The following is a 13,162-nucleotide window of genomic DNA, read 5'->3' as shown; positions in this document are numbered from 1 at the left end:
CATGTCGTACACCGTCACGCCGATCCGGGTGGTGCCCTTGTTGGCCTCGGTGTCACCCGCGCCACAGGCCGTCATCCCGAACCCCAGCGCGGCGGCCGAGGCAACGGCCGCGATCTTGGTGGTCAGTCTCATCTGCGCACCCCTTCTGTTTTTGCTCACGGCTGCTTCTGGCCCGGAATGCCCTCGTAGGCAATGTCCCCCGTCTTGAGGTTCTGTGCGGTGAGCTCACTGAGGCCGTCGAGGAACTTCTGCCGGTCGCTGACGACGTGCTGGTAGGCGACGTCGACGTTGTCCTTGGTGATCGCAGGCATGATGTAGACCGGCTCGGTGTTGACCTTCTCCTTCTTGACGAGGGCGTTGGTCACGGCGAGGCCGGCGGACAATTCGACAGTGCCGTTCTGCAGTGAGGTGCCGATGAATTCGCCGCTCTTGACCGCGTTCAAGCCGTCCTCGATGCCGTCGATCCCGACGATCGGTACGCCCGTGCGGCCGGACTCCTTGAGCGCCTGCAGAGCACCGAGGCCCATGTCGTCGTTCTCCGACACCACGGCGTCGATCTGGGGTCCGAAGCCCGAGATCCAGTTCTTCACCTTGTTGACGGCTTCGTCGCGCTTCCAGTTCGCGGTGTCCTTGGCCAGCACCTTGATGCCGGGGTACTTGGCCAGAACCTGCTCGATGCCCTTCGTGCGGTCGATCTCACCGGACTGGCCAAGCGGACCCTGCAGGATGACGATGTTGCCCTTGCCGCCGAGGCGGTCGGCCATCATCTGCATCTCCTGTGCGCCGGCGGCGACGTCGTCGGGCTGTACGTTGCCCGCCACGTCCTTGTTGTTCAGGGCGGCGTTTACGGCGACCAGTGGGATGCCCTTGGACTTCGCGGTCTGCACCTGCGGGCCAAGCGAATCCGCTTGAATCGGCACGATGATGATGGCGTCGACGCCCTGGTTGATCAGCGAGTCGACTTGGTTGGCCTGGGTGGAGACGTCGCCGTTGGCGGAGTTCCAGAGCAGATCGATGTTGTTGGCCTTGGCGTAGGCGTCCATGCCCTCCTTGCCTGCGGTGATGAAGGAGCTCATGTCGTACACCGTCACGCCGATCCGGGTGGCACCGCTCTTGGACTCGGTGTCACCGGCGCCACACGCCGTCATGCCGAACCCCAGCGCGGCCGCCGAGGCGATCGCCAGGAACTTCGTAGTCAACTTCATTGTCCCTACTTTTCTGTTGTTGTCGGATAAGGGGTTTCGTCTGAAGGTGCGGCGCGTCACGTTCGTCTTCGGTTCGACCAAACGTCGACGGCGACCGCCGCGACGATGAGCACACCCTTGATCACGTCCTGCCAGTAGGCCGGCACCACCAGGATGTCCAGGCCGTTGTTGAGGGTCTGAATCATGAACAGACCCAGCACCGTTCCCCAGATGGTGCCGCGGCCGCCCATCAGGCTGGCGCCGCCGATGACCACCGCGGCGATGGCATCGAGCTCGTAGCCCTGCCCCAGGTTGGGTGGTCCCGAGATCACCCGCGACGCCAGCATCACGCCCGAGATGCCCGCCAGCAGACCGGAAAAGGCGTACACACTGAATAGGACGTTCTTGGCGTTGATGCCTGCGATCTCCGCGGCGTTGCGGTTGCCCCCGACGGCGTACACCCGCATCCCGTAGGTGGTCCGCTTCATCACCACCGCGAGAACGACGATGCCGATGATCATCACCAGCACCGGGATCTGCAGTCCCAGGATCTTCGTGTTGGCGATCGAGCCGAACTCGGCGGGCAGTCCGTTGATCGGCGCACCCCCGCCGATCACGTACGCCAGGCCGGAGCCCGCGGTCAGTGTGCCAAGCGTTGCGATGAACGGTGGAACATTGATGCGCGACACCAGGATTCCGTTGACACAACCCACTGCCAGGCCGACCACCATCGCGACCAGTACGGTCAGCCAGACCTGACCGGGGTTGGCCTTGGCCGTCGCCGCGGACGCCATGGCCGATACCGCGATCACGCTTCCGACCGAGAGGTCGATGCCGCCGGTGAGGACCACCAAGGTCTGGCCCAGCGCGATCAGCGCGAACGGAGCAGCGGCGACGAGGATCGTTACCAGGTTCTCCGGAGTGCTGAATCGTGCACTGCGGTAACTGAAGTACATGATCACCAGCAACATCACGATCACCATCGAGTAGCGCAACGCCACTCCGGCGAACCACTCCCTGGAGAACAGCCGGACCGGTTCGCCGGTGGTCGGCGAGGCGACGACCGCCTTGGAGGTCTCGGGTACGGTGTCGTCGCTGCTGAGCTGAGTTGTCACGATTCTGCCTCCGGTGGTTCTGGCGGGCGCTCGGCGGTTGATGAGGATGCGGCCGAGGTCGGTGCCTCGGTGGTGACGGGTTCGGGTGCCGGGCCGTCGAGAGCGGTCGCCATCCGGAAGACGGATTCCTGCACGGCGGGGTGGTCGAGGGCGTTCCGGTCCAGCTCTCCGACCAGCGCGCCGCCCCGCATGACGAACGCCCGGTGCGACAGCCCGACGATCTCGGGCATGTCCGAGGAAGCCATCACCACGGCCATGCCGGCCGCCGCGAAATCGGTGATGATGCGGTAGATCTCGCTGCGCGCCCCGACGTCCACGCCCCGGGTCGGCTCGTCGAGCAGCAACACGTTGACATTGCCGGTCAGCCAGCGCGCCAGGACGACCTTCTGCTGGTTGCCGCCCGACAGTGTGCCGACGAGTTGCTTCAGCCCGCTGCTGTGCAGACGGACGGACGACATCACGTCCGACACGGCCTTGGTGCGCGACTTGCCGCGCAGCCAGCCCGCGACGGAGAACGACGACAGCCTGGGCAGCGAGCCGTTGTCGAGCACGCTCATCGACAGCACCACGCCGGAGAGCTTGCGGTCCTCGGGGACCATCGCCATTCCCTCGGTGATCGCGGCGGCCGGAGCGTTGCGCTTGACCCGCTTGCCCTTTACCGCGATCTCGCCCGCCGTGGAGTGCCTGGCTCCGAAGATCGCCTCGAGCAGTTCGGTGCGACCCGCGCCGACCAGGCCGGCCAGCCCCACGATCTCGCCCGCCCGCACCGAGAACGACACCGGCTCCGAGGCGCCCGCGACCTGCAGGCCGCTGACCTCCAGCACCGCGTCCGGCTTGGGCTCGCCACGCTCCGGGAACAACGTGTCGAGCTCACGGCCGATCATCGCGGTGACGATGTCGTCGTCGGACACCCCGTCGATGGGCTCGTCCAGGATGAGCCCGCCGTCGCGCAACACCACCACACGGTCGGCGATGGCCCGGATCTCAGCCATCTTGTGGGTGGTGTACACCATCGCCACCCCGTGGTCACGCAGACGCCGCACGATCTTGTACAGGCCTTCGACCTCGCGCTCGGAGATCGCCGAGGTGGGCTCGTCGAGCATCACCACCTGGGCGCCGGTTCGGGCGGCCTTGACGATCTCGACGATCTGCCGCATGCCGACCGGCAGGCTGCCCATCCGGGCCGTCGGTGAGATCGCGACGTCGAAGACGGCCAGGGTCTCCGTGGCCTCGCCGATCATCGCGCGCCGGTTCAGGAATGGGCCGATACGCAGTTCCCGTCCGACGAACAGGTTTTCGTAGACCGTCATGTCCTCGATGGACGCCAGCTCCTGGGGCACGATGGCTACGCCGTGCTTGACCGCGTCGCGGGTGTTGCCGGCGGCGAGGTGATTGCCCTGAACCGACACCGTGCCGTGATCGGCGCTGTACTGGCCGCTGACGATCTTCATCAACGTCGACTTGCCCGCACCGTTCTCGCCTGCCAGCGCGGTGACCGTCCCTGGCTGGAGGTCCAGGCTGATGCCCTTGAGCACCGGCACGCCGCCGAAACTCTTGTGGATGTCCGTGCATTCGAGCAACGCCTGGCTCATCGGGATCCCCCCGGGTCGTTTCCGACGGTGACGAGCACCTTCACGTTCTCTCCGTCGGCCGATGCGGCGAACGCCTCAGCGGAATGCTCGAAATCGAACTCGGCGCTGATGATCTCGTCGACGGGCACGATGCCGGAGGCCAGCAGGTCGAGCGCCGCGGTGAAGTCCTCGCGCACGTACATCAGGTTGCCGATCAGGGACAGCTCGCGGTCCTGGATCAGGCCGAGCGGCACCGGGGTGGCGCCTTCGGCGACTCCGACGATCATGATCGCGCCGCCCTTGTCGACCAGGTCGACGGCTTGGGCCACCGAGCTCTCCCGCGCTACGCAGTCGATCACCACCGCGGCAGGGCCGCCGAGGAGCCGGCGCGCGGCGGTGATCGCGTCCGGCGCTGCCGGGTCGAAAGTGCCTACCGCACCGAGACGTTCGGCCCTGGCCCGCTTGGACTCCAGCAGGTCGGCGACGACGACCCGTGCGCCGGCGTGACATGCCGCGAGCAGCACGAACAACCCGATGGGTCCGGCGCCGATCACCACGACGGGCCGGTCCCGCAGATCGCCGACCGCCTGCACGGCGCGCCGGATCGTGTGCACCGGGGTGGCCAGCGGCTCGATCAGGATGGCGTGCCGGTCATCGAGATCCAGTGGAAGCCTGACCATCCTGTTCACAGCGATGGTGAACGAGTCGGCCAGCGCACCGGGGGTCTGGCAGCCGAACACCAGCAGCTCTCGACAGATGTTGTACCGGCCGGAGCGGCACTGCGTGCAGTGCCCGCAGGCCAGGTTCGGTTCGATCGCCACCCGGCTGCCAACCCAGGACTCGTCGACACCGGGCCCGACCGAGTCGACCACGCCGACCGCCTCGTGGCCGGGCCGGTAGGGCAGCTCGATGAACGGATGGCGGCCGCAGGCGGCGTGCAAGTCGGAACCGCAGATCCCGACGAGGGTGGTGCGGACCCGCGCCTCGCCCGCGATCGGCACCGGCTCCGGCTCGGTCTCGACGACCACGTCGTCGAGCCCGTGCACCACGACGCGCCGGTTCACGGCAGCGCCGGTCACCATGTCGTGTAGCCCCCGTCAGCGACGAGCACCGATCCCGTGATGAACGAGGCGGCGTCACTCGCCAGGAACACCACGCTCGGCGCGATCTCCTCGGGGAGGGCGTACCGCAACTGTGGGGTGTCGTCGATCCAGTGCCGTTTGAACTCCGGCCGGTCGACCGGCGCCATCTCCGTCTTCACATATCCCGGCGCCAGCGCATTGACCCGAATGCCGAGCGGAGCCCATTCGGCGGCAAGCGATTTGGTGAGATGGTGCACCGCGGCCTTGGAAGCGTTGTACGCGGGCTGCATCTGCGGCCGGTTGACGATGAGCCCGGAGATCGATCCGATGTTGACGACCGAACCGCTGCCCCGCTCCCGCATGTGCGCACCGACGGCGAGCGAGCACGACCACAGCGCCTTGACGTTGAGGTCGAACACCGCGTCCCACTGATCCTCGGTCACCACCCAGGACTCGCCGTGATAACAGGTGCCCGCATTGTTCACCAGGATGTCGATGTGACCGATGGCCTCGATTGCCTCGCCCGTCATCCGGTCGACGTCGGCGGCGCGGGTGATGTCGACGGTGATCGGGTGGAACCGGTGCCCCTCGGCGGCCGCTTCGGTGACCACCGCCTCGTTGCGCTCGGCACTCCGTCCGGCGATCGCGACCTGCGCGCCCGCCTCGGCGAGGCCGAATGCGAACGCCCGGCCCAGACCCTGGTTTCCGCCGGTCACCAGGGCGGTGCGTCCGGTCAGGTCGAACGGTGAGCGCCCCGTCATGACGGCATCACGATCGACTTGAGGCTGGTCGGCTCGGTGTCGCTGTCGAGGGCGTCGGCCACGTGTTCGAGGTCGTAGCGGCCGGTCACCAGCGAGTCCAGATCGACTGCGCCCGAACTCACCAGATGTATTGCCGCGGGCCAGGTATCCGTATAGCGGAATACCCCGGTGACGGTGATCTCCATGAATTGGATGTAGCTGATCGGCAGCGCGTAGTCCCCGGTACCCATGCCGACGAGTACCACCCGGCCCGCTGGACCGACGGCCATGATTCCGCTGACCACGGCTGGCGCCGCGCCGCTGGCGTCGATGAAGGCGTCGACCTGCGGATCGAGCGCTGCGATGTCATCGACGGCGGGGTCGAGCACTTCGGTGGCGCCGAAGCGCAGTACCCGCTCCCGACGCGACGGCACAGGATCGGACACCACGATCCTGGCGGCGCCGAAGGCGCGGGCGGCCTGGGCGCAGATCACGCCGATGGGCCCTGCGCCCGCGATGAGGATGGTGGAGCCGGGGGCGATCTCTGCCTTGCGCATCGTGGCGATCGCCACCGAAAGCGGTTCGAGCAGCGCCGCCGCGTCGTCCGACACGGAATCCGGTACCGGATGGGCCATTTCGGCACCGATGGTGACGTAGCGACAGAACGCGCCGTCGACCGGCGGGGTGGCGTAGAACTTCATCTCCGGGCACATGTTGTAGCGGCCCGCGGTGCACTGCCTGCACCTGCGGCAGGGGTGCTGCGGCTCGACCGCGACACGTTGCCCCACCCGGCCGGCGTCGACGCCGTCACCGACTGCGGCAATGCGTCCCGACAGTTCGTGGCCGAGGATCATCGGCTCCTCGACGATGAAGTCGCCGATCCGCCCGTTCCGGTAGTAGTGCACGTCGGAGCCGCACACGCCGACGGCGGCGACCTCGATCAGGACTTCGTGCGGGCCGGGTGACGGGACCGGCCGCTCCTCGATCTGCAGGGTTCCGACGCCGGTCATCACGCTGGCCCGCATGGTTTTGGCCATGGTCACTCTTCCTCTCCATTTGCGGGGGCTGGCAGCAATGCGCGCCCCACGACCATTGATTCGACGCCTGCCGTAACGCATAGCGGCGCAATGTCTTCGGTGATCCCGCCGTCCACCATCACCGGCATTCCAGGGTTCTCGGAGGCGAAGGCGGTGACGATGCCCAGCCGGTCGACCCGGCAATGGTTGCGGGTGCCGGGCTCGATGAGCATGACCAGTGCGCCGTCAGGGGTGGCCCGCCAATGCGGTGCCACGGTCCCGTCCCACTCCGTCCACAGCGAGATCCACGCCGAGCTGCCGGCGGCCCGAAGGGCGTCGGCCCGCCGCTCGGTGAACGCGTCCCAGGGCACAAACACCTTGGCGGGACGCACCTGCAGGATGCGGAGCAGCTTGGTGTCGACGAATTCGGGTGAACCGATCAGGTGCACCTCGACCCTGGACGGGCCGACAGCGGCCACGATGTCGGCCAACTCGGCCATGCTCACTCCAGCGGGCAGGCCCTCCGCTTCGGCCATCACGTCGACGTGCACGTCCAGACCTGCGGCCGAGAGCACTTGGGCGGCAATGATTCTCGATCCATGCGGCGCGGCGTAGACTGAGCCGGCGAGCCGGCCAGGGAATCGCTCGTGCCACGGAGCGAGGTGCGGCGTCGCGGTCACGAGCCGGGCCCGCCGTCGATCAGCGATGATTCGGCCACCGCCGCCCACCGCGCCCGCAGTGCGGCCACGTCGCGACCGGTATTCCGCGGCACCGCGGCGTCGCGCACCGCAGGCTGCCAGCGCTTGGCGAGGTCGACCAGGCCACCGGTGTCCGCACCGGCGGCGATTGCGGCGGCCTGAATGCAGGCACCGCGGGCGGTCGCCTCCTCGGCATCCAGAGTGACGACCTCCTCGCCGGACAGATCCGCCAATAGTTGTCGCGTCGCCCGCGAGCGCGCGCCCCCACCCGCCGCGGTGATCCTCGCGCTGAGTTCGACACCGCAGGCGCGCAGGCAGTCTCGCCCGCTCAGCAGCGACAGCAACGGCCCTTCGACGAAGGACCTGGCCAGCTCTGCCCGGGTGGTGTGCGAGGTGACGTCGACGAAGGTGCCGCGGGCGTCGGGGCGGTCGGGCTTGCGCTCGCCGTCGAGGAAGGGCACCAGCACCGGTCCCTGAGTATCGCCTGCGTCAAGGGCCAATTCGGTCAGCCCGTCCAGATCGGTGCCGAGCAGGCGGGCGGCCACGTCGCTCACCCTCGCCGCGTTGAGGGTGCTGACGAGAGGCAGGTAGCCGCCGGTCAGGTCGGACACCCCGTCGACCAGACCGCTGGGATCGAAGACCGGAATGCGCGACGAGGTCGCCACCACGCCGGAGGTGCCGATGCCGAAGTACTGGTCGCCGTCGATCAGGCCGAGCCCGAGGTAGCCGGCGTGCTGGTCGCCGCCGCCGGGACCCACCAGGACCCCTGGCGGCAGCCCGAGCTCGTCGGCCGCGGCGGCGCGCACCGTCCCCGCGGCGTCGGTCGGGCCGAGGACGGTCGGCAGTTTCGACGCCCAGTCCCCCGCGCCCGCGGCCAGGTGCAGGTATTCGGTAATCCATTGGTGGGCAGTGGCATCGAAGTAGCCGGTCCCCGATGCGTCGGAGCGGTCGGTCACCCTGGCGCCGGTCAGCCAGTAGGTCAGGTAGTCGTGGGGCAACAGGATCGTGGCCACGCGGTCCAGCAGGCCGGGTTCGTGTTCGGCGACCCAGGCGATCTTGGCGATCGTGAAGGCGGCCGTCGGCAGTGACCCGATCCGAAGCACCCAGCGGCGCGGACCGATTCGGTCGGTCAGCCGGGCCAGGTTGGGCGCACCGGTGGTGTCGTTCCACAGCTTGGCGGCGCGCAGCGGCTGGCCGGCTGCGTCGAGCAGTACGAGTCCGTGGCATTGCGCGGCCACCGAGATCGACCGGACGGTGACGCGCCGCTCGCAGCAGGCGAGCGCGGTGCGGGTCGCCGCGACGAACGCCGCCACCCAGTCTTTCGGGTGCTGCTCGCTGCGGGGTGGGTAGGCCGGCGGGTGCGGTGCCGCGCCGGTGCCCAACAGTCGCCCGGTGTCGATGTCGCGCACCTCGACCTTGCACGATTGAGTCGATGAATCGACGCCGAGCACGGCGTTCATCGTCGGACCACCGGCGCCGTTTCATCGCCGGGCTGCCGACCACGGGCTCCGACACCGCCTGCGGGGTGACTGTCGACGACGTCCTGCATGGTGTGACCGCGAAGCGCCATGGAAACCACGGCCAGCGCGTCGCCCCATGCCCCGACCGCGAGGGTGCTGGCCATCGCGATCATGTCGCCGGGGTCGGCGTCGGGCGGCGTCGGAGGCAGGGCGACCACCTCGGTGGCGGCCAGCGCGAACGGCGAGCCGGGGTTCTCGGTCAGCGCGACGACCTCGACGCCGCGCCGGACGAGGCGCTCGACCAGGCTGGTCAGCTCACCCGAGAAGCCGGTCTTCGAGACGCCGAGCACCAGGTCCGACGCGGTGACGGCACCCATTCCACCGTGCAACGCGTCCATCGACGGCAGGTAGACCGCGGGCGTTCCGCACACGGACAGCAGGTGGGCGAGACGCTCGGCCATGATCCCCGACGTACCCGAACCGGTGGTGACGACCTTGCCCGGCGTCGCCAGCACCCGGCGGGCGACGCGGACCACTCCGGTCTCCACGCTGGTCACCAGGGCGGCCAGCGCGTTCGCTTCCCTGGACAGCACGGCGCTGGCCAGATCGGCCAACTCCGGGTCGTCCATGCTCATCTGATGTCTCCACTACTCACATGATTTTGTGATCCAGATCATGCAACCCCTATGCTCATGTGTCAACACGCCTGCACATATGAGCGGGGGGTGCCAGAATGGCGAGACTCCAAAGAGAGGGGGCGGGAGATGGGTCCGGACGAACTGTTCCAGCGCGCCGTCATCGCGCGCCGCTATTACCTCGAAGGCCGCACCCGGATCCAGATCGCCGAGGAGTTCGGTATCTCCCGGTTCAAGGTCGCGCGCGAACTCGATGAAGCGCTGTCCTCCGGGATGGTCGAGATTACGATCCGCAACCCCGGCTCGACCGACCTGGAGTTGTCCACCGAACTGCAGCGGCGGTTCGGACTCGAGCACGCCTACGTCGTGGTGACCGACGACCACACCCCCGACGAACGCGCCGACGCCGTCGCCAAGGCGACCGCGGAGTTGTTGCAATCCATCCTCCGCGAGGAGGACGTCGTTGGGGTCGACTGCGGACGCACTCTGACCAAGGTGGCCAACCACCTGACCTCCCTGCCGCGCAGCGACGTCGTCCAGCTGACCGGCATGGCCGGCGCGCTCACCTCGAACGGGGCCGATCTGGTTCGGCGGATCAGTGAGGTCAGCGGCGGCAAGTCGTGGCCGCTGTACGCACCGCTGGTGGTGGCGGACGCGCGTACCGCGGCGAGCCTGGCCGGCAATCATCAGATCCAGGAAACCGTTGCGCGGCATGCCAAGGTCACCTGTGCGATCGTGTCGATCGGCGCGTGGAGCCCCGGCGCTTCCCAGGTCTATGAGTCCCTGACCACGGACGAGGCACACGAGCTGGAGCGCGCGGGCGTGTGTGCCGAAACCTGCGCGCTGCTGTTGGACGCCGACGGTGTCCGGATGCCGGGCCTGGACGAGCGCCGGATGGGCGTCGAAGAGACGACGCTGCGGGCGATCCCGACGGTGATCGCAGTGGCCGCAGGCCCGCAGAAGATCGCCGCCACGCAGGCGGTGCTGCGCTCGGGACTCGTCTCGTCCATAGTCACCGACGCCGAGATCGCGGCCGCGGTCCTGGCCTGAATCCAGATTGGTGCGCAAATGTCTGAGCCCACAGTAGATTTCGACTTCCGCCTGGATGACAGGGTCGCCCTCGTCACGGGTGGGGCGTCCGGAATCGGGGCCGCAATCGCTGCGGCCTTCGCCGCCAAGGGTGCGACGGTCGCCATCGCCGATCTAGCCGACACCAGCGACTTCCGTTGCAACGTCGCAGATCCCGATTCGGTGCGCCGCACGGTCGACGCGGCGATCGATGCGTACGGCCGCATCGACATCCTGGTCAACAGCGCGGGCATCGTCCGGCTCGGCCCTGCCGAGGAGTTGTCGCTCACCGACTGGGACGCCACCATCGACGTCAATCTCAAGGGCACGTTCCTGATGTGCCAGGCCGTCGGCACCCGGATGCTGGCCGCCGGTCGCGGCGTCATCATCAACATGGCGTCGCAGGCCGCCACCGTCGCACTCGACGCCCACGTGGCGTATTGCGCGTCGAAGTTCGGGGTGGTCGGTGTCTCCAAAGTCCTTGCCGCCGAATGGGCAGGCCGGGGTGTCCGGGTCAACACCATCTCTCCGACGGTGGTGCTGACCGAGCTCGGCCACCAGGCGTGGGACGGGCCGCGTGGTGACGCACTCAAGAAGCTCATCCCATCGGGCCGGTTCGCCTACCCCGACGAGATCGCTGCTGCCGCGGTATATCTCGCCTCCGATGCCGCAGGCATGGTCAACGGCGCCGACCTCGTCATCGACGGCGGCTACACCATCAAATAGTCAGATCGATGCGGCAACTTCCCAGAGCTGCTGCCGATCCGCGGCCACGCCACGCAGCGGGCTCAACACGAGGTCCGTCGCACCCGCGTCGCGGTAGCGCTGCAGCTGCGCGCGCACCGCGTCGGCCGCGCCCACGGCTGCCAGCTCCGCCACGGAGTCGACACCCTCCCGTGCGATGACCTTCTGATACGACGGGATCGTCGTGTAGAAGCCGAGGACCTCCGCGGCGGCGGCGCGACCCGCGTCGACGTCGTCGGTCACCAGTACGGGCACGGCCGCGATGATGCGCGGTTTCGGGCGGCCCGCATCGGCGGCGGCCTCGGCGATGGTCGGCAGGATGAACTCCGCGATGGTGCGCGGCCCGGCGAGATAGGGCAACGTGCCGTCGGCCAACTCGCCCGTCACCCGTAAGGCCTTGGGCCCCATGGCCGCGACGTACACCGGAAGCGGCGTGCCGCCCGGCAGTGCGACGGGCCACTCGGGGGCCGCGGTGAACTCCGTGCCGTGGAAGTCAACCGCGCCGGTGTCGATGATCGATCGGAGCACCTGGAGGTGTTCGCGGAGCCGTTCGATGGTATTGGGCCACGCCGTGCCGAACGCCTGCGCTTCTGGTGCGTGTGCGCCGAGCCCAAGCCCGAGGCTGAAGTTCCCGTGCGAGGCCGCCTGTGCGGTTTGCGCCTGCGACGCGAGCGTCAGCGGGTGCCGCGGGTTGACCGGAACGACGAACGTGCCGACGCCAAGGCCCGGCACCACGGCGCCGATCAGCCCCGCGAGGGCGATCGCATCGTGATCGAACTGCTGGGCCAGCCAGACCTGACGGACCCCTAGGGCGAAGGCCTCGCGCGCCTGGTCGATGACGTCGTCGACGGCGTTGGCGGCCGACTCGGACCGATTGAGCACTACTCCTGTGGGCATACCCGGGACAACCGACCGACGCGGCGAACGCATTCCCCTCGACTCGGGGTGCGCCTTTCCCGCCGGGCTCATACTGTGCCGACCATGACCAGTGCTCCCCCCGCGAGCGGTATCGACATCACCACACTGACCAAGACCTTCAAGATGGGGCGTCGTTCGGTCGAGGCGCTGCAATCGGTCGATCTGCACACGTCGAAGGACAGCTTCGTGGCACTGCTGGGGCCATCGGGATGCGGCAAATCGACGGTCCTGCGCATTCTGGCCGGCCTCGACCAGCCCACCAGCGGAACTGCGCTGATCAACGGGGAGTCACCGGCCGAACTGCGCAAACATCACGAGCTTGGCATCGCCTTCCAGGACTCGGCGCTGCTGCCGTGGCGCAGTGTCATCTCCAACATCAAGCTGCCGCTGCAGGTGGCGGGCATCGCCGCCGATCCCGGCCTGATGGCCGACCTGGTCGAGCTGGTCGGGCTCGAGGGCTTCGAGAAGGCCAAGCCCGCGCAGCTGTCCGGAGGCATGAAACAGCGTGTGTCGATCGCGCGCGCGCTGGTCGTCAAGCCGACGGTACTGCTGCTCGACGAGCCGTTCGGCGCGCTCGACGACATGACCCGCCAGCGCCTCAACCTCGAACTCCTGCGGATCTGGACCGAGAAGCCCGCGACGACGCTGATGGTCACCCACGGCATCGCCGAGGCGGTGTTCCTGTCCGACGTCGTCGCCGTGATGAGCCCGCGACCCGGCCGGGTGATCGAAATGGTGCCGATCGACCTGCCGCGTCCGCGCACCCCCGACATCTTGCGCACGCCCGAGTTCCACCGGATCCACGACTACCTCACCGAGCTGCTGTTCGGCGGGTCCGGCGGCGCAAGAGGAATCGCGTGACGGCTCGTCCGACGTGGCTCGGTGGCGCCGTCGGAATCGTCGGCGTGCTCCTGGTGTGGTGGCTGCTGGC

At 68.2% G+C, this 13,162-nt stretch carries 13 protein-coding genes and 1 pseudogene; 3 read left to right on the top strand and 11 right to left on the bottom strand.

Translation table 11 applies throughout. The features are described 5' to 3' along the window. From QOC69_RS27505 to QOC69_RS27460, 10 genes and pseudogenes are all read right to left on the bottom strand, one after another. Positions 1 to 132, bottom strand: a pseudogene (locus QOC69_RS27505) (xylitol/threitol ABC transporter substrate-binding protein); the annotation flags it as partial. Positions 133 to 155: 23 nt separating this feature from the next. Then, positions 156 to 1,205 carry a substrate-binding domain-containing protein gene (locus QOC69_RS27500; protein WP_526445647.1) on the bottom strand — a complete coding sequence of 350 codons (1,050 nt, stop codon included), beginning with the start codon at positions 1,203 to 1,205 and terminating at the stop codon, positions 156 to 158. Between the two features lie 56 nt (positions 1,206 to 1,261). Beyond that, the gene (locus QOC69_RS27495; RefSeq protein WP_526445645.1) at positions 1,262 to 2,299 is read right to left on the bottom strand and encodes an ABC transporter permease; all 1,038 of its coding nucleotides are present in this window, start codon (positions 2,297 to 2,299) and stop codon (positions 1,262 to 1,264) included. Further along, on the bottom strand, positions 2,296 to 3,891 hold the full coding sequence (locus QOC69_RS27490; RefSeq protein ID WP_526445643.1) for a sugar ABC transporter ATP-binding protein: 1,596 nt from the start codon (positions 3,889 to 3,891) through the stop codon (positions 2,296 to 2,298). Before QOC69_RS27490 ends, QOC69_RS27495 begins: the two co-directional genes overlap by 4 nt. After that, positions 3,888 to 4,952, bottom strand: a complete 1,065-nt coding sequence (locus QOC69_RS27485; RefSeq protein ID WP_526445640.1) for a zinc-dependent alcohol dehydrogenase — start codon at positions 4,950 to 4,952, stop codon at positions 3,888 to 3,890. Before QOC69_RS27485 ends, QOC69_RS27490 begins: the two co-directional genes overlap by 4 nt. Next, positions 4,946 to 5,713, bottom strand: a complete 768-nt coding sequence (locus QOC69_RS27480; RefSeq protein WP_526445638.1) for an SDR family NAD(P)-dependent oxidoreductase — start codon at positions 5,711 to 5,713, stop codon at positions 4,946 to 4,948. Before QOC69_RS27480 ends, QOC69_RS27485 begins: the two co-directional genes overlap by 7 nt. Continuing rightward, positions 5,710 to 6,729 (bottom strand): NAD(P)-dependent alcohol dehydrogenase, encoded by a 1,020-nt coding sequence (locus QOC69_RS27475; protein ID WP_526445649.1) that lies wholly within the window; start codon positions 6,727 to 6,729, stop codon positions 5,710 to 5,712. The genes QOC69_RS27480 and QOC69_RS27475 overlap by 4 nt, the downstream gene beginning before the upstream one ends. Before the next feature lie 2 nt (positions 6,730 to 6,731). Further along, complete coding sequence (locus tag QOC69_RS27470) at positions 6,732 to 7,388, bottom strand: ribulose phosphate epimerase (protein ID WP_526445636.1); 657 nt, start codon at positions 7,386 to 7,388, stop codon at positions 6,732 to 6,734. Next, complete coding sequence (locus QOC69_RS27465) at positions 7,385 to 8,866, bottom strand: FGGY family carbohydrate kinase (RefSeq protein ID WP_526445634.1); 1,482 nt, start codon at positions 8,864 to 8,866, stop codon at positions 7,385 to 7,387. Before QOC69_RS27465 ends, QOC69_RS27470 begins: the two co-directional genes overlap by 4 nt. Further along, complete coding sequence (locus QOC69_RS27460; RefSeq protein WP_526445632.1) at positions 8,863 to 9,501, bottom strand: SIS domain-containing protein; 639 nt, start codon at positions 9,499 to 9,501, stop codon at positions 8,863 to 8,865. Before QOC69_RS27460 ends, QOC69_RS27465 begins: the two co-directional genes overlap by 4 nt. Before the next feature lie 129 nt (positions 9,502 to 9,630). Here QOC69_RS27460 and QOC69_RS27455 point away from each other — a divergent pair, with 129 nt between their 5' ends. Both QOC69_RS27455 and QOC69_RS27450 read left to right on the top strand, forming a co-directional pair. Next, complete coding sequence (locus tag QOC69_RS27455) at positions 9,631 to 10,551, top strand: sugar-binding transcriptional regulator (RefSeq protein WP_526445630.1); 921 nt, start codon at positions 9,631 to 9,633, stop codon at positions 10,549 to 10,551. Positions 10,552 to 10,569: 18 nt separating this feature from the next. Further along, the gene (locus QOC69_RS27450) at positions 10,570 to 11,295 is read left to right on the top strand and encodes an SDR family NAD(P)-dependent oxidoreductase (protein ID WP_526445628.1); all 726 of its coding nucleotides are present in this window, start codon (positions 10,570 to 10,572) and stop codon (positions 11,293 to 11,295) included. Here the strand turns inward: QOC69_RS27450 and QOC69_RS27445 are convergent, their stop codons facing one another. Continuing rightward, positions 11,296 to 12,210, bottom strand: a complete 915-nt coding sequence (locus QOC69_RS27445) for an LLM class F420-dependent oxidoreductase (protein ID WP_526445626.1) — start codon at positions 12,208 to 12,210, stop codon at positions 11,296 to 11,298. Between the two features lie 84 nt (positions 12,211 to 12,294). Between QOC69_RS27445 and QOC69_RS27440 the strand changes: the two genes are divergently transcribed. After that, positions 12,295 to 13,092 (top strand): ABC transporter ATP-binding protein, encoded by a 798-nt coding sequence (locus QOC69_RS27440; protein ID WP_526445624.1) that lies wholly within the window; start codon positions 12,295 to 12,297, stop codon positions 13,090 to 13,092. Positions 13,093 to 13,162: the final 70 nt, after the last annotated feature.

It is taken from the genome of Mycobacterium sp., assembly GCF_032162105.1.
In the GTDB taxonomy this organism is placed as follows: domain Bacteria; phylum Actinomycetota; class Actinomycetes; order Mycobacteriales; family Mycobacteriaceae; genus Mycobacterium.
This window is presented reverse-complemented; position numbering and strand designations above follow the sequence as displayed.